The 17,203-nt window shown below is 60.7% G+C and carries 9 protein-coding genes; 2 read left to right on the top strand and 7 right to left on the bottom strand.

Annotation, left to right across the window (positions count from 1 at the left end; translation table 11 throughout):
• Nucleotides 1-4 precede the first annotated feature (4 nt).
• Nucleotides 5-2,779, top strand: coding sequence for a hybrid sensor histidine kinase/response regulator (locus ACTJK9_RS15895; protein ID WP_221398607.1), 2,775 nt, complete (start codon nucleotides 5-7; stop codon nucleotides 2,777-2,779).
• A gap of 28 nt (nucleotides 2,780-2,807) precedes the next feature.
• Here the strand turns inward: ACTJK9_RS15895 and ACTJK9_RS15890 are convergent, their stop codons facing one another.
• Nucleotides 2,808-3,491, bottom strand: a complete 684-nt coding sequence (locus ACTJK9_RS15890) for a hypothetical protein (protein ID WP_440814786.1) — start codon at nucleotides 3,489-3,491, stop codon at nucleotides 2,808-2,810.
• A gap of 49 nt (nucleotides 3,492-3,540) precedes the next feature.
• Nucleotides 3,541-4,332: a hypothetical protein gene (locus ACTJK9_RS15885; protein ID WP_440814784.1), complete on the bottom strand. Its 792-nt coding sequence runs from the start codon at nucleotides 4,330-4,332 to the stop codon at nucleotides 3,541-3,543.
• A gap of 234 nt (nucleotides 4,333-4,566) precedes the next feature.
• On the opposite strand from ACTJK9_RS15885, the gene ACTJK9_RS15880 reads away from it, so the two are divergent.
• A complete protein-coding gene (locus ACTJK9_RS15880) occupies nucleotides 4,567-5,163 on the top strand; it encodes a MarC family protein (RefSeq protein ID WP_064593220.1) in 597 nt (198 codons plus the stop codon).
• A gap of 89 nt (nucleotides 5,164-5,252) precedes the next feature.
• On the opposite strand, the gene ACTJK9_RS15875 is transcribed toward ACTJK9_RS15880, so the two are convergent.
• The 5 genes from ACTJK9_RS15875 to cobG all read right to left on the bottom strand — a co-directional run bounded on the left by ACTJK9_RS15875 (nucleotide 5,253) and on the right by cobG (nucleotide 17,081).
• The gene (locus ACTJK9_RS15875; protein WP_440814781.1) at nucleotides 5,253-12,380 is read right to left on the bottom strand and encodes a TcdA/TcdB pore-forming domain-containing protein; all 7,128 of its coding nucleotides are present in this window, start codon (nucleotides 12,378-12,380) and stop codon (nucleotides 5,253-5,255) included.
• A gap of 343 nt (nucleotides 12,381-12,723) precedes the next feature.
• Nucleotides 12,724-14,433: a precorrin-3B C(17)-methyltransferase gene (gene cobJ / locus ACTJK9_RS15870; protein ID WP_440814779.1), complete on the bottom strand. Its 1,710-nt coding sequence runs from the start codon at nucleotides 14,431-14,433 to the stop codon at nucleotides 12,724-12,726.
• The gene (locus ACTJK9_RS15865) at nucleotides 14,433-15,167 is read right to left on the bottom strand and encodes a precorrin-2 C(20)-methyltransferase (protein WP_440814777.1); all 735 of its coding nucleotides are present in this window, start codon (nucleotides 15,165-15,167) and stop codon (nucleotides 14,433-14,435) included. The genes cobJ and ACTJK9_RS15865 overlap by 1 nt, the downstream gene beginning before the upstream one ends.
• Entirely contained in the window at nucleotides 15,164-15,790 is a 627-nt protein-coding gene (locus ACTJK9_RS15860; RefSeq protein ID WP_064593212.1) for a precorrin-8X methylmutase, read from the bottom strand. Before ACTJK9_RS15860 ends, ACTJK9_RS15865 begins: the two co-directional genes overlap by 4 nt.
• Nucleotides 15,783-17,081, bottom strand: a complete 1,299-nt coding sequence (cobG, locus tag ACTJK9_RS15855) for a precorrin-3B synthase (RefSeq protein ID WP_440814775.1) — start codon at nucleotides 17,079-17,081, stop codon at nucleotides 15,783-15,785. The genes ACTJK9_RS15860 and cobG overlap by 8 nt, the downstream gene beginning before the upstream one ends.
• Between the last annotated feature and the right edge of the window lie 122 nt (nucleotides 17,082-17,203).

The following is a 17,203-nucleotide window of genomic DNA, read 5'->3' as shown; positions in this document are numbered from 1 at the left end:
CGCCGTGCGCTGGCTCAGGATTGCCATAGGCTTCACCGTCACGCTGTTGACCTTGCTCTGCATGCTCCCGGCCCAGGCCGCGCAAGGCAGTGGCTGGTCGGTATTGCTTGACGATCAGGGCAACCTGCAGCTGAGCGACATCCGCTCCGCCCGCTACACCAATCAATTCAGCCCTATCGAGCTTGACCGCCTCACCGCGGCCGAACCCGATGGCGCCCTGTGGCTGCGCTTCAGGCTGGCGCCCGGCAAGCACGAACAAGTGCTGCGGATCTTCGCCCCCGACCTGTCGCACCTCAATCTGTATGTCCTCGACGGCGATCGCCTGATCGAACAGCGCGACACCGGCACCACCCAGCCCCAGGTGGAACGACCGCTGCCGAGCAGCGATTTCATGCTGCCGCTGCCGCAAAGCGACAAACCCCTCGACGTCTACCTGCGACTGGTCTCCGATCACCAGTTGCGCCCGTATATCACCCTGCAATCGGCAGTGATGGCCGGGGCCAATCACAACCAGACGCTGATCTACGGCCTGCTGTTCGGCTGTCTGGCGATGCTGATCCTGCACAACCTGATCCGCTACGCCTACACCCGCTCACGCAGCAGTCTGTGGCTCGCGGTGTGTGAAGGCCTGTTGAGCCTGAGCCTGTTGCTGTTGCTCAACCTCGCCGGTCCGTGGCTGCCGAACTGGCATGCGATCCAGACTCCCGGCGCCTATCTGGCCCTGCTGCTGACCGCTCCGGCGGGCCTGATGTTCGCCTACCGTTTCTTCGCGCCGCTCGGCCCGCATCCGCTGAACAAGCTGCTGATCGGCGACATCCTGTTCATCGTGATCTGCAGCCTGCTGCTGTTGTTCGTCAACACCCTGCCGCTGAACATCATCACCTACGCGCTCGTAGCCCTGGCTGGGCTGAGCATGCTGCTGGTGGGTTTCTATCACTGGCAGAAAGGCTACCGCCCTGCCCGCTTGTTCGTTGCCGCGATGGTGGTGTTCAACATCGGCACACTGATCATTCTCCCGGCCTTGCTGGGGCTGACCCTGGTGGCGCCGCAAGGCCTGATCATGACCCTGATGGGTTTCATCTGCATCAGTGGCCTGCTGATGAGCATCGCCCTCGGCGAACGTCAGCGCAGCATTACCGAAAGCCGTTTCAGCATCAGCCGCGACCTCGCCGCGAGCAACGCCGAGATCAACGCCAAGGCCGAGTTCCTGGCCAAGATCAGCCACGAAATCCGCACGCCGATGAACGGCGTACTGGGCATGACCGAACTGCTGCTCGGCACGCCGCTGTCGGTCAAGCAACGCGACTACGTGCAAACCATCCACAGCGCCGGCAACGAATTGCTGACCCTGATAAACGAGATCCTCGACATCTCGCGGCTCGAGTCCGGGCAGATCGAACTCGACGACGTGCAGTTCGACCTCAACGCGCTGATCGACGATTGCCTGAGCATCTACCGCGCCAAGGCCGAACAGCAGAACGTCGAGCTGATCAGTTTCATCCAGCCGCAAGTGCCACGGGTCATCAGTGGTGATCCGACGCGCCTGCGCCAGACACTGCTGAGCCTGCTGGAAAACGCCCTGAAGAAAACCGAGGAAGGCGAAGTGCTGGTGGTGGTCGCCCTCGACGAACGCAGCGCCGGCCCACGCCTGCGCATTGCCGTGCAGGACAGCGGCCAGCCGATGGATCAGGAAGAGCGCGACGCGCTGATGCACGCCGAGTTGCACAGCAAGCACTTCCTGTCGGCCAACCGTCTGGGCGGCAACCTCGGGCTGGTGATCGCCCGCCAATTGATCCGTTTGATGCAGGGCGAGTTCGGCATCAAGAGCGGCGCCAGCCAGGGCAGCACGCTCTGGCTGACCCTGCCGTTGGATCCCGATCGCCTGGAGCACCCGACCTCGGACCTCGACAGCCCGCTGCAAGGCGCACGCGTATTGGTGGTCGACGACAACGACACCTGCCGCAAGGTGCTGGTGCAGCAATGCAGCGCCTGGGGCCTGAACGTCAGCGCCGTGCCGTCGGGCAAGGAAGCGCTGGCCCTGCTGCGCACCAAGGCGCACCTGCGCGACTATTTCGACGTGGTTCTGCTCGACCAGAACATGCCCGGCATGACCGGCATGCAACTGGCGGCCAAGATCAAGGAAGACCCGAGCCTGAACCACGACATCCTGCTGATCATGCTCACCGGCATCAGCAATGCGCCGAGCAAGATCATCGCGCGCAATTCGGGGATCAAGCGCATCCTGGCCAAACCGGTGGCCGGCTACACCCTCAAGACCACGCTTGCCGACGAACTGAACCAGCGCAACCGTGGCCAGGTGGCATTCCAGCCGCAGCCGGCCAGCCCCGCTGCGCCGGTCAAGGTGCCGAGCGACTTCCGCATTCTGGTGGCCGAAGACAACACGATTTCCACCAAGGTCATCCGCGGCATGCTCGGCAAACTCAATCTGCAACCGGACACCGCCAGCAATGGCGAAGAAGCCTTGCAGGCAATGAAAGCCCAGCGTTATGACCTGGTGTTGATGGACTGCGAAATGCCGATCCTCGACGGGTTCTCGGCGACTCAGCAATTGCGCGCATGGGAAGTCAGCAACCAGCGCATTCGCACGCCGATCGTTGCCCTGACGGCGCACATCCTCGCTGAACACAGGGAGCGCGCGCGTCAGGCCGGGATGGACGGGCACATGGCCAAACCGGTGGAGCTGTCGCAACTGCGTGAGCTGATCGAACACTGGGTGGCGCAGCGCGACCAACAGAATCGCACCGCCTCAACGTTCTGAGCGGCGTTGCCGATCAAGCGTCTCGCCGTTATTCAACAGCCATCTGCAAAACGTGAGCCGCACGCCTGTCCCTGACTTTCAAGGCGATGGCATCACGTACAGGCCCGTAGAGTGTTTCCGACAAACTGGCTTTGGCGTAGCGCAAGCAGACCGCTCCCTGTATGTCCCGTGCTTCGAAACGCTGGGCCAGCGGGTTGAGTTCGATAGACCCATGAGCCTGGAACTCAACATAGACGCTCGAAATGCGCATTGGCGTCGAGGCAATGATCACTAGCAATCGCACGGATCCGGCAGGGTCATGAGCCTCACCGGGTAGGAACTTGGTCCTTTGCACGTGCGCTCGCAGCAGCGCCATGACGGGATCGGCTCCCGATAACTGAGCCAAACGCTGCAAGGTCGCCACCGCAGCACTGGCGTTTTGCGAATCACCTTTGGCAATAGCGCCACTGATCCATTCGCTGACGGATTCGACATCCCCCTCATTGACGGACCAGTCTTGTCGGGCGCGCGCGTAGCGCAGCCAGTAGTCATCCATCAATTGGATGTAAGCGTCATACCAGTCGCTACCTTGCGACTTTTCGACTTTCTTGCTCGCGGCCAACTGCGCCAACAACACGGAGTTGACCAGATCGCTGTAACTATCCGCATCGTCCGCTGTCGGTAGCAACATCACGCAAGCGCCAACGATCAAAACCGAATAATCAAGTTTCATATCGTCCCCCCATAAAAAAGGCGACCTGTTACGGCCGCCTTTTCACTCATCAAATGTCGATCTCGTCAATTTTGTCTTTATGCGGAATCAACTTGTTCTTGATCAAATCACGGACGCCATCCGCCACGAATGTATTTTTGGCAAATACCGTTTCACCGCGATACAACTTCACATTACGAATATCAACATCCACAAACATGACTTTGGTCGAGGTGTTCCGACGCAGGAAGCGCACTGCGCCGACCGCCATGATCGCTTCACCGTCGACTTCCACGCAGGCGGCGCTGGAAACACCACCGACGCCATGCTCGAGCAGATTGCGTTCGTAAACGGTCAGTGCTGCGGTGTCACGCTTTTGCAGGGCGGCAATGGCATCGCCCGCTACTTTCAGCATCAATGCGCTGGTTGGGCCAGGCAAGGCAACACCAGCGACCACCGAGCCCAGAATCTCCAGAACCAGTTTGTCCATGCGAACACTGGTACCACCCACTTGCAGATCGCTGTAGTAACGGCTGACAGGGGTCCAGCCTGCCATGGTCATGATGTCCCGGAAGTACAGGTACCATTCCTTGCCCTGAGATTCTTCAGGGTATTTTTTGTTTGCTGCACGCGTTGCGAATAAAAAAGCATTCTGCGCATCGGACTTGTTATCGCCAGTGAGGTTACTGGAGAAACCCAGCACGCCCTCACCGACGATGCTACCGCGCGACGGCGCTTCAACATCATCACCGGAAATCTGCAAGCCACGTGGCTTGATAATCAGCGGATCACCGATATCACACTCACCCAGCGTTTCAAGACAGGTGTTTACATAACTTTCACGAACAGCTTGATTATACATTTGACACATCCATTAGTTAGAATCACAAGCTCCTCATGAACTTGCCAAATAACAATAACCAAGTATCAAACAAACAACAAAGCAAAACATGTAACTTGATATCTGAACTTTCCACCCACTTAGCAACTTCCATACAAGTTAAATCAAACCTGATTAAAACCACGCTTCCAGACACAAACAACTAAACCACTGATAGACTCCACGTCGTCCACTCCACAGCGGCGAGTCGAAACCATGCTCCATGTGTTGTTCAGCGTTTACCTGAAGATGCTTGTGCTCTACAGCCCGTTCTTCGTGCTGTCCTGCTTTATCAGCCTGACCCGTGGTTATTCGCGCAAGGAGCAACGACGCCTGGCCTGGAAAGTGGCGATCGCCACGCTGGTCTCCAGCGTTCTTCTGTATTTGTTCGGGCGAGTGATTTTCGATGTGTTCGGCATTACCGTGGATGCTTTCCGGATCGGCGCCGGCAGCGTGCTGTTCATCTCTGCACTGGGCATGGCGCAAGGCAAGTCGGTGGTGCAGACGGACAATGTGCAGCAGGACGTGACGATCGTGCCGCTGACCATTCCCCTGACTGTCGGCCCGGGCACTATTGGTGCGTTGCTGGTCATGGGCGTCAGTCAGCCCCACTGGGACGATAAACTCACCGCCATCATGAGCATCGCCCTGGCCAGCTTTACCGTGGGTGTCGTGCTTTATCTGTCGAATCGCATCGAACGGATCCTCGGCGATCAAGGCTTGCAGATCGTCAGTCGCCTGATGGGATTATTCGTGTGTGCGCTGGCCGCACAGATCATCTTCACCGGGGTCAAGGGCTATCTGGTGCCATAAAACCGGAATGCAAAAGACCGCCAATACTTCCATCGGCGGTCTTCTTTGGTCACTGACAACTATTTTTCAAGCACAACTGAATCGTTAACTCAAATCGTTGATTCAGTCATGACCTTGCTCTTCGCCTCCTCTATCAAGCTTTTGAGTGTCACGCTGCCTGTCCCGCCCTTGCGCCCCATCATCCCTCGAGCGAGCGTCGATATCTGGCAAGGTCGCAACCCCTTGACCTCGAGTATGACGTCGCCGTGCAATGCCGGATCGTTCGCGCAGGCATCACGGAACAACACGCAGAGTCCGGAATCAGGATCGATCAGCATCAGGTGATCCCCGGCAATGCCGACCTCCAGCGCTTGCGATGTGTCCAGCGTCCAGATCAGGCGACTCATCAGCGCTGGCGGGCCGGCCATCGGGAACCGGGCATCAATGACCAGCCGTTCCAGTCTGCGCGTCAGAGCCTGCGACAGATGGCACTTCATGGAGCCGTGGCCCATCCGCACCACCAGTGTGCGCACGCCATCGGGAATCAGCGGCAACAAGTTCGGCGCATCCACCTGCCCTTCGATCACCAGCACCTCGGCGTTGCGCTGGACGTAATCCAGCGGCCCGATCTGCCGCTTGCTCGGATAACCCCGAATCAGTCGCTGCCCTGAATCGTTCAGAAGGACATCCGAGGGTCGCCGGACGCCCAGCAACTCGTAATCCCCGGGTAGATCCTGCGCTGCGATCCGGATCAATCGCGCACTGTCGACGAAGTACCAGCACGCGCTGGCGTCGCGGGTGGCGATGGAAATGAACGGGCGATGCGCCTGGTTCACCAGCATGGCCTTGAGGTCACGGATCAGGTGCTCGTCATGAGCGACCACCCAATCGAGCGCCACACCGGCCAGCACAGGTTGCGCCTCAGCGTGCAACTGCAACACCTGGCCATCGAGGGTCGTGCCCAGCAGCCCCGTACCGTCGATCCTGACGTCGGCGAAGCTCCACGGTGCCCATTGCCGTTCCGGCAAGGGCAACACTTCAGCGTGCAACAGCTGCGCAGCGGTTCCGAACGCCTGATCCAGTCGCTGCGGATCGATCAACGCCTGCCGCCAGACTTGCCCTGCCGCTGGTTCGAACAACCACGCCGCCTGTCTGTCGGGGGTCAGTCCCAGAAGACGTACATCGCCCTGTCGCGCCCTACACAGCACCAGATGACTATCCACGTACCAGGCATGCAAACGCGCGTCTGCGGTGGCATTGGCAACGCCGACAATCGTGAACCGTTCAACGGAGTACCGCTTGGCCAGCCCTTCCAGCGCCAGCCACCATTGGGCGCGGCCCTTGAGCCATTGTTCGCCCACAACGGCGAAGCGCACCTCACCGGTGCTGTCGATTTCAAACGAAAGCCCCTCTGCGGTACTCGCCAGATAGCCGTTTTCCTGTGCGGCAATCTGCTTCAATCCAGCCGGTTGCACCCAGCGGTGTGCCCATTGCACCTGTCCCTTGACCTTGGTGCGGTGCGTCCGGCACAGGGTCTGCGCGTTACGGTCATAGATGACAAATACATCGCTGTCATCAGCCACCGTCAGCAGCATCAGGTCGTTCAGATTCTGGATCGAATCGGCCCAGCCCCGGGCGCGATGACGACGCGGCACCGGGCGAATGATCAGGTCGTCGCGGGTGCGGATCCAGGCCATGTCACGGAGGTTTTTTTCGATCATCCAGCAGATCGACACATAGGGCGCGAGCTGCCAGTGGACCGTCGCGTAGGACTTGTCATGACTCGACTTGAGCACGATCTGTTCGCCGAGCACAGACGTCCAATCGGTCAACGGGGCCGTTTCATCAAGGAGCGCCTCGAATGCCGGTTCAAGACCGCGCGTGACTGAACTCAACCATAACTGCCCATCGTGAATGAGGTAATTGAAGCGCTCCACACGGCCGTCGGCCTGCAGATACTCCTGCACCACATGAACCACACCCTGCCCGTCGGCCTCCACACTGCGAATCGAGCTGGTGCCACGCGGCTTTAACAACAGACGATAGCGATGGCTGAGCAACCCGGTGTTCGCCTCGACCTGCCAGATTTCGAAACCCTCGGCCGATTGAAAAAACGCCGACTCGCCCACCACGACCGACAACTGCGCATCGTCGGCCGACACGTCATCATTGCGCACGTAAAGAATCCGGTCCTCACGGGCGTCGTACCAACCGGTGGTGTAACGCGGTGCATCGGCTGGTTCGAATGGAATCAGATAATCGTGGATCGGCGTGTAGGGCAGCACCAGCCGATGGGCCCGGGCCAGTTCCTGCAGATGATTCTGCAATACCTGTCCGTGCTGTTCCTGAGGGGGGTGGTCCAGCAATAACGTGAGTATGCGGCCTTCGACTTTGAACAGGTTGCCGCCTTCGAGCAGCACATACAGATCAGGTGGAACACCGGCACTGACCTTGAACCGGCAATCCTTGACGCTGAACCGGCCGTCCTCGCCGAACACGATGTCGGTTTCACGAGCCCAGGGCGCCGCGATAATCCAGCGATCCTTCTGCGCACCAATCGTCTGCAACTCAACGTCGACACCGGGATTGAGCACCAGCGTGCAAGTCCCGCCGCCCCCCTGCAGCCGATAGGAAACCTTGCCCCGCCACAGGGACGGGATCACCGGCACGACCAGCTTGCGCTCGCGGGCATCAAGCTTGACGGTGATATCGGTGGGTCGGTAATCGGGATAAATCCGATAGACGACGTATTCGCTGGGAAAGGAATAGAACGAAAACAGGAACAGCCATTGGCCGTCCGGTTTTTTCTTTTCCAGGCGACGTGCAATGTCAAAACCCTTGTCGTGAAACACCGAGACAAACGGCAGGGTCTTGTACTCGTAGCGATAACAGTTCAGCGGTGTACAGGGTAAAACGATGGGTTGATCGGAGGGCGCAGTGAAACTCATCTCGTCGGGATAACCCAATTCGGCACTGAGGTTGATGGCGCGTGAGTAATCGGCTTCGAATTCCGGCACTCCGAAATGATCACGCAGCGGATACAGCCGGGTGCTGTCCAGCTGCATCCTGCCGTTGCCCAGATCCAGCTGCCTGATAATCAGCGACGGTCGCGGCAGCCAGGCACCTTGCGTGCCGTCGTACCGGTAGCCGGCACCGCGATGAGCCTGCTCGATTTCATCGAAGAACAGACCGACGGCTTTTGCCTCCTCGGCAATGATGGCGTAGGCATGTGCCAACGCGGTCACCCCGATCGCCAGCCCGCCCAGAATCACCCCGGCGCCACCCAGCACCGCAGCGGCCGTACCCGCCCCCAGGGCCGCCGCAGCAAGCCCTGTACCGGTCAGGGCCAGGCTCGCCGCGTCAAAGCCCAACTGAGTACCGTAAGTCGCGACCTCCACATCGTTCTTTGCGTTCGCCAACTGATAGATATCGAACCCGACATTGGCCAGCCCCAGTACCGCGCCAACGCCTTCATTGGCCACATGCCCCGCCACATTGCCCAATGTCCTGGCGGTCAGTGGCGCCAGCGCTTCGGCCACCACTTGCCCAGTGGTCCGGGCCATGATCCTTTCATCACGCAATGCCGTTTGCAGGACCCCGACCAGCCCCGCCACGTCCACCAGATTGCCATGCACCAGCTGCGCATAGTTGACGTAGGCATGCCATTGCACGGCGGTGGTCAATGTGCGGCCTTCACCTTCGCGGTCGCGCAAGGCATTCATCAACGCCTGAACGGCGAACCCGGCGTTGAGAGTGTGAACAGCGGAAGCTTCCGTCGGATCGACTGGCGCGCCGGCCCGGGTACGTTTTTGGGCCAGCGTCGAAAACAGCTCGGCCAGATAATTTTTGATCCGCAGCAGACGGCTGTCGCGGCTGATGACCGTTGCCATCACCTCGCCGCTCTTCGGATCGAGCATGCTCACCCGATAGGTGCCCTCGAGGGTGACCTCCAGCGACTCGAATAACGGCACCAGTGGCGACACTGACTCATGCCCCTCCTGCAACCGCGAAGTCACGTCTGCGACCTGTTCGGCCCACCAGTGGCTGTCGGACTGCAGCAATGTGCTGGCCAGGTGTGGATTTTCAACCAGCGATTGTCCGTGTGCGCTGAAAAGCCGCTGGCGAACCCTGCGCAGCGGCATGCTCGGCAACGCATCCTCCCTTAAAAGGTGTGCCACCTTGGCACCGCTCGACAGATCCAGATCGGCTACCCGTTCCCCCTGGAGATCGATCAGATCGAACTGCGGACGGTCAGGCTCACCATAGGCGGCGTAATGTCTGGTCATGCCTCTCTGGAAAAATCTCGTCAGTACCGCTCTGAATGTGGCAGCAGTCTCGAACTCGAAGAGGCCGAAGTTGGGATCATAAAAGTGGTAGATGACTTCCGTGCCGTTGACGGTACGAGCAACCAGCATCGAATGATTGTCAGAGTTGAGCATCAAGGTTCGAGTACCGACAGACTCCTCGAGGGTCGCCGTGACCTGGTCCAGATCCAGCCGCCCCAGCGGAGTCCCGACATCGCCATACTTCACGCCACGCATCTCCTCAAGTGCCCCCAGAAAGGCGATTGTGTCAGCGTGTTCCGGCTCGAGTACCGCAAGGTAAAAACGCTCGTGCAATCGCTGGGTGGCAGCCTTGCCCTCAGTGATGGCTGCACTCATCGCCAGCGCAAGAGGAAAACATCGCCCGGCAGTCATATCGCCCATTCCGTGCATCAGCAGGTCCTGTGGCGCCAGTTTCACGGCACCGCCCTCGAGCTGATTGAGCACCTGCTCCAGGCGATCCTGCACTTGCTCACGATGTTCCTGGAGGGCCACCTTCTTGATCTGCGCGACCTGCTGCCCCCACTCATACAGCGTCGTCGCCCCGGCCAGGGCGGCTTTCTTCAGACTCAGCGCACTCGGCAAGTCCATCGGCAGTTCGTGCTGGACACTGTTCAACCCGGCAACGAATGCGGTGTCCCTGCGCTGAAACAGATGCTGCTCGATCGCCCCGAACCGTCCCGAAGTCCCGCGCTCCCTGACACTGTTGATCAGGTTTTCCATCACACTGTTCTGCGCCAGCAAACTCTGTTCATCCAGCGATTCAACGCCGAGCAAGGCCCCGAGTGTCAGGCGCTGCAACGGACTGAGGTGAGCCCGTTGCAAGGAGCCCGCCCCCAGACGCACCAGCACTTCGTCCAGCGCAAGGCTCCGGGTCTGTTCATTGGCCAGAGAAGCCGGTGGTCGCAGCCGCGTGTCCTGATTGCGGATCGCCTGACGGTCGTCGAAATCCAGTGGCAGCCGGTCGACGAACACTACCGGGCCGTCATGGCCGTTCATCATCGCCTGGGTAAACGGTTTACCCAGACGCTCGGCCAGGCGTTGCAGCAGCCCGGTCAGCAGAACATGGCGCCCTTCAATGAGCGGCCAGCCGAGCTCGAACTCGACGGTGGAATGATTGAGCAGTTCGTCGAGGTCGCCGGCGTAACGGGTGGTGTATCGGCCGTCGCGAAAACGCTGCTGTTCGTTCCTGACCCACTGTTGTTCATCGGCTCCGTTTTCTTTCCAGGAATGATCCAGCTCTTCCTCGCTTGAACGACTGACCGTGCCCTTCGGTTCAATGCCGACTTCAGCCCGAGAGGCTTCGCCAGCACGCGGGGTGAAATGCGCCTGCTCGTAATCTCCCATGCCAAGACGCATGGCAGCCGGTCCGGTGAGATAGATCGTGCCCTCACGTTCAAGGCGAATGCCGTCGCTGTAGTAACTGGCAGCGGCGTCCGCCAGATATCTCATCGCGATTTCATCCTGGTCCGACAGCCCCTCCAGGGCACCGAGGCGATCCTCAAGCTCCGCGATCGCCAGGGCTTGCATGGAGTCATCGTCGTGAGGGGCTACACCTTTTTCAGCCGCCGTCCGGAACACTGCGTTGACCACTTGATAGTTAAAACCCAGCCGCTGCATGACGGCCTCCAGCATTGGCGAGCCCGGGTGCGCCATCAGCCAGGCATTGCTCAACGAATTGCCCTCACGCACAGCACGCAACATGTAGGGGCGTGCAAGGAGATCGGAAGGGGGCTGGAAAACCTGATTCAGCGCAGGGCGGCTTCCGGCGAACGCTTCCAGCGCCTGGCGATGCTCTGCGGGAATACTGTCGGCATAATCCGTGTAACCGCTGCGCACTGCCTGGCGCCCCGGCATCCAGTGCGGATTGTGGTCCAGCAATAATTGCAAAATCCCCCGCTGGCCATCGCTTCCGACCGTACTGATATCCACGCCGCCCAGTACCTTCATGAACGGCGGGAGATTATCGACATCCGCGTACAGCCCCCCTTCGGGGAGCAATGCCTCCAGCCGCACGACATCGGACCCGGCGGCAAGATTGCCGCGCAAGCGCATCTCCTGATCGTAGATCGCTTGTAGCCGCATGGGTTGCGCAGCCCCGGCGAGATCACGCAACTGCAAGTCGCCACCGACCAACGCATGCACGCTCTGCAAATTGCGCTCTTTCAACGATTTGAGTCTTTCTGCCTGCTGTCCGTACGCCCGACTCAACAACTGCGTCCGAGCCTCATCAGCCGACACCCCGTTTGCAACAGCCTGATTGATGTGCGCGAACATCTGCTGTTTCAGTACGATGGCCCGCGCCTCATACATTGATCCAAGCTGCGCTTCAGTGGAGCTATCCATACCGCCGTTCTGCAGGCTGTGCAGTTTCGCAGCCTCGCTGATCAGCCGATTGGTTTCATGCGCCAACATGGCATCACTGTCATACCAGAGGTTGATCTTGTAACCCTCTCCAGCCAGCACTTGTTTCCAGAGATTGATGTAGTCGCGCTGGATCTCGCCGAGCCCGCCACCGAGCCAGACGAAGTGCAGGATTTTCGGCACGGCCGTAGCCGGAAGTTTCATCAACTCGACACTGGAGTGCAGGCGCGACTCGACAACTTCGAGCCTGTCAAAGATCTGCGCAAGATTCGGCGCTGTCCCGCCGTCCGGTGTCGATACCGGTGCCTTCTCTAAACTACGGCGCACTCGCCCCTTGTTCAATTCTCCCAGTGCCTGCTTGAGCAGCGCCAGCGGTTGCAACAGTCGAGGCGAGTCGAGCAGATCGATACACGCAGAATAGTAAAGAAGCGCCGCGTCATATTGCGCGCTGTCCTTGTAAGGCTGCAAAGCCTGCTCAAATTCGGAAAACTTGAACAACGTCGCAAACTTCAAATGACCGACATCGGCAACATCATTATTAATTTCCCGCATACATGAACCCCCGAAATAATAAATTACACGAGCCGATTGAAAATCACGCACACGAATACCCATTACAAAAAAACCGCTCTTGCAACAAGTTGATATCAATGCACGAACAACAGATTCGACACGCACTTTCCGGAAGCGAAACTAGTATAAAAAAACCAACTCAACAAACAACAAGCCATTCAAACGATTTCAACGGAAACTTCCCGCGACATCAAAACTTCCAAACAAGTGTCACAGATATATAAATTGCCGTGCGATACGAAAGACAAGGCCGCGAACAAACCATTCGCGGCCTTGTCTTGTCAATCGATACCCGAGGGGGCACACGTCATGGAAAGGAGCATCAGCCGCCAGGCTTTTCGCCATACCAGCGGGGGGTGTACACCCAGTCGCCTTCCGTCGCGCGGGGGAAGGTGCAGGTGGTGGATGAACCGATCAGCACCATGGTGCGCATGTCCACCTGATCCGGGGTCAATGCGCCCAGCGTAGTGGTACGCAGAGTCTGTCCCGGTCTGCCGATATCGCGACCGAGCACCACCGGCGTCTGCGGCGTGCGATGTTGGGCAACGATTTCCAGGGCTCGTCCCAACTGCCACGGACGGGCGCGGGAGATCGGGTTGTAAAACGCCAATGCCAGATCGGCCTCGGCGGCCAGGTCCAGGCGCTTCTCAATGATCGACCACGGCTTGAGGTTGTCCGACAGCGACATCACGCAAAAGTCGTGTCCCAGCGGTGCACCGGCCTGAGCGGCGGTGGCAAGTGACGCGGACACACCCGGCAGGATTTCCAGATCGACGCTGTGCCACGCCGGATCCGTCGACTCGTGCAACGCTTCGAGCACCGCCGCCGCCATGGCGAACACCCCCGGATCGCCGGACGAAACCACAATCACCGAACGGCCCTGTGCGGCCAGTCGGAAAGCGTGGCGGGCACGCTGCATTTCTTCGCGGTTGTCGGTGCAATGCTGCACCTGATCGTCGCGGAAGGGACCTGCCATGCGCACGTAGGTTTCATAACCCAATACGTCGGTGGCACGGGCCAGCTCGGCTTTTACCGCCGGCACCATCAGCTCTGCCGCGCCCGGGCCGAGGCCGATGACGGCCAGACGTCCGCGCGGACGACCGATCTGCGAAACATCCAGTGGCTGTTCTGCCACTGCGATGGCAAGGTCGCGGGATGTTTTGATGATTCGAGCGTCGGGGACAGCATCGCGAGCCAGCTCACCAATGTCACTCGCCGGCGCGACAAAGCGCAGCGGCACTCCCAGCTCGAGCGCTGCTTCACGCAGCGCCGGGCTGGCCATCTGAACGTCCGCCGCCACCAGACAGGCCAGCGATTGAATCGCCACACCAGCCTGCTGCAACGCATCACGGATGGTGCCCGGCAGGTCGACCACGTCAGCACCTACCGCTACCGCTACCGCCACACTGCGTGGATAAATCAACAACTCACTGGCGCTCGCCGCGCGAGCATCGCTGCCCACATGAATCGAGCGCTGCGCCTGTGGATCTTCCGGCAGTTGCGCCTGCGCAAGCCACGGCGCGGCACCGTCGATGCGCACGCTGTGGCCGGCGAGCAGATCAGAGACAAATCGCTTGCCCTGCTCCAGATCGCCGAGCGCGTAACCGCCGGGTGGATTGAGCAGGCAAGTACCGAAACGCAACTCGCCGCTGGTGGTGATTGCCGCTGCCACTTCAAGTGCAGCCGCGATCTCGCGGGCCATGCCATTGACCCCGCCGAGGCCGCCGAGCAGCGGCACCACGGCGCTGCCGTCTTCAGCCACGGCGAGCACCGCTGGCTCGGCGCCCTTCTCCAGCAACAGCGGCGCCAACGTGCGGATGACAATGCCCGCCGCGCACAGGGCAATGATCGGCGTGTCCTGTTGATACAGCTCGCGCAGGGTCGCGCCGAAGTCGCTGTAAGTCAGGTCGGCGCCTTCGACGCGCCCTTTGAGCCCATGAATCTGCGCGGCCGGATAGACCTGCTGAAGGCGACGGGCCGTAGCGAACGCGCCCTGGCCGAGAATGACGATGGCCGGTGTGGAATGAGTCATCAGCCTTGCCACCGTTCGCCGGGCACAATGATCAGCGAGAAGTACGGTGACGACATCGGCTCGACCTCATCCAGCGGCACGATCTTCTGGTTGGCCATGGTCGCGCGCTCGACGTACAGCGCACGCTCGGCCAGGCCCAGCTCCGCCAACACATCACGCACTTTCGGAAAGTTGCGCCCCAGCTTCATGATCACCGCCGCGTCGGCATCGGCCAGACGACGTTTGAGCTCGTCATGAGGCAGGACACCGGACAATACCGACAGGCTCTGATTGCGATACACCAGCGGCGCGCCCAGCACCGACGCGCCGCCGAGCATCGAGCAGACGCCCGGCACCACTTCGGCTTCATAACGGTTGGCCAGGCGGTCATGCAGGTACATGTAGGAACCGTAGAAGAACGGGTCACCTTCGCAGATCACCGCTACATCGCGGCCGGCATCCAGATGCACGGCCACTTCCTCGGCGGCGTCATCGTAGAAATCGCTGATCACCTGTTCGTAGGACAGTGGCGCCGGCAGTACTTCGGTGGTTACCGGGTACACCAGCGGCAGCAGATTCTGCGCGTCCTGCAGGTGCGCTTCGATGATGCCGAACGCGTTACCCTTTTTGCCCTTGGCCACGAAGTACGCCACCACCGGCGACTCGCGCAACAGGCGCAGGGCCTTGACGGTAATCAGTTCCGGATCACCGGGGCCGACGCCCAGGCCAATCAAACGTCCTTGAACCTGCATCATTCGATCTCCGTGGCGAGGGCATTGACCGCCGCGGCGGCCATGGCGCTGCCGCCGAGGCGGCCCTGCATGATCACGAACGGCACCCCACGGCTGTTGGCGGCCAGCTCGGCCTTGGATTCGGCAGCGCCGACGAAGCCCACCGGAAAGCCGAGGATCAGCGCCGGTTTCGGGGCACCGGCGTCGAGCATTTCCAGCAGATAGAACAGCGCGGTCGGCGCGTTGCCGATCACCACCACGCTGCCCTCCAGATGCGGACGCCACAGTTCCAGCGCCGCTGCCGAGCGGGTGTTGCCCAGCTCGCGCGCCAGCTCCGGCACGCTGTCGTCGCGCAGGGTGCAGATCACTTCGTTGTTGGCCGGCAGGCGCGCACGGGTCACGCCCTCGGAAACCATCCGCGCATCGCACAGGATCGGCGCACCGGCAGCCAGCGCATCGCGCCCCGCCTTGCCGGCGCCTGCGGAGAATTGCAGCCCGTCGATGGCCTCGACCATGCCGCAGGCGTGGATCACCCGCACGGCGAGTTTTTCCAGGTCGGCCGGGATGCGCGCGAGGTTGGCCTCGCGGCGAATGATCGCGAAGGAGTTGCGATAGATCTCCTGACCGTCGCGGATGTAATCAAGCATCAAGGGGGCTCCGTGAGCGGGCGACGAGCAGGGTCGCGGCCGCTTCGATAGTAAGGTTTTGAGCGTGCAGCGCGCCGAAACCGGGCACCGCTGCATCGCGAATGTAGAGGTCGTAATGACCGGGGCTGACGGCCAGCAACGTTGCCGGAGCACGGTGGGCGGCGGCGCAGGAACGCGAGCAGCCGGACAGGTGCACATCCACGGCGTGGGGCAACAGCGTCGCCAAAAGGCGGGCATCGTGTTTGGTGTCGGCCAGGCCTTTGCCGCAACCGTTGGAGCCGGTGCAGGCGATCAGGTGCGCTACAGGATTTTCGGCATGGGTCAGCAGGTTCAGCTTGCCCAATTCGTCGAGCACTTGAACCGCAGCGGTTTCCCGCACATTGGGCAGCAACAGACTCTGCCAAGGGGTGAAACGCAGGGTGCCGTCGCCGAAAGTTCTGGCCAGTTGCGCGGCGCCACGCAGCATGTCCGGATCGAGGCGGCCAAACGCCGGTGCGGCACCGACATACACCTGACCGGCCGATGGCTGAGGATGGATGCCGATGTGCAAGCCTTCCGGCGTCGATTCACGCCGCCAGTCGCCGACGCTTTGCAGACGGATCCGCCGCCCGAGTGTTGCCAGGAACATCGGCGCCGGACATTCATCCAGCAGATGACGCATTCGCGTCTGCTCCGGTCGAGCCAGATCGAGGAACACCTCCAGTACCGCCACCACCAGCGCATGTCCGTGCGCAAGCGCCACGGCGGCCAGCGGTCGCTCCGTCGGGCAACCCGCCAGGCCGAATGCCAACAGCGTTTCCCCGCGCTCGTCGTATACCGACAACCACAGATCATGGGGATGTTCGAGCATCGCCAGCGCTTCACCGCCATCCAGTTGCACGGCGAACTTGGCGCTCAACTCGTGGAAACGCGGATGGCTTTGCAGGGTATCGAGAATCTGCCCGGCGAGCGTGCGGGTATCCAGGCGCATCTGCGGGTCGATCCCTGCAGCAGGGCTTAGCATCAGGTTGCGCACATCATCACCGGCGGCGGTTCGCGGCCCGAGGCCGGCGGCCAGCAGCCTGTCGATCAGCGCGGTGCCGTGCTCGCCGATCCCGCGAATCTGCAGGTTGGCACGGTTGGTTGCCTCGATCACGCCACTGGCGAAACGCTCGGCGGCATGCGCCACCACCTCAGCCTGATCGGCGCTGATCGAACCACCATTGAGTTTGATCCGGCAGATACCGCCATCCAGCGCCTGGACGATACGCAGCAACCCCGGACAAGCCGAGGGGCGTAGAGCTGTTGACATCGAGCGTTCGTTCAAGGGATGACCGGCTGGCTGGCAGCACCGTGAGGGCGAAAGGTCGCCATTATGCCTGCTTTGCCCGAGCGCATGAAAATGCCTGCCGGTCGGATTCTGCGTTGCCGGGC

Source organism: Pseudomonas sp. 22082, assembly GCF_052046055.1.
Taxonomy (GTDB): domain Bacteria; phylum Pseudomonadota; class Gammaproteobacteria; order Pseudomonadales; family Pseudomonadaceae; genus Aquipseudomonas; species Aquipseudomonas pharyngis.
This window is presented reverse-complemented; position numbering and strand designations above follow the sequence as displayed.

Excerpts from the sequence above, each read along its gene's own strand:
- ACTJK9_RS15890 (WP_440814786.1), bottom strand. The coding sequence starts at position 3,491 with ATGAAACTTGATTATTCGGTTTTGATCGTTGGCGCTTGCGTGATGTTG.
- cobJ (WP_440814779.1), bottom strand. The coding sequence starts at position 14,433 with ATGACTCATTCCACACCGGCCATCGTCATTCTCGGCCAGGGCGCGTTC.
- ACTJK9_RS15880 (WP_064593220.1), top strand. The coding sequence starts at position 4,567 with ATGCTCCATGTGTTGTTCAGCGTTTACCTGAAGATGCTTGTGCTCTAC.
- ACTJK9_RS15885 (WP_440814784.1), bottom strand. The coding sequence starts at position 4,332 with ATGTATAATCAAGCTGTTCGTGAAAGTTATGTAAACACCTGTCTTGAA.
- cobG (WP_440814775.1), bottom strand. The coding sequence starts at position 17,081 with ATGTCAACAGCTCTACGCCCCTCGGCTTGTCCGGGGTTGCTGCGTATC.
- ACTJK9_RS15865 (WP_440814777.1), bottom strand. The coding sequence starts at position 15,167 with ATGATGCAGGTTCAAGGACGTTTGATTGGCCTGGGCGTCGGCCCCGGT.
- ACTJK9_RS15875 (WP_440814781.1), bottom strand. The coding sequence starts at position 12,380 with ATGCGGGAAATTAATAATGATGTTGCCGATGTCGGTCATTTGAAGTTT.
- ACTJK9_RS15860 (WP_064593212.1), bottom strand. The coding sequence starts at position 15,790 with ATGCTTGATTACATCCGCGACGGTCAGGAGATCTATCGCAACTCCTTC.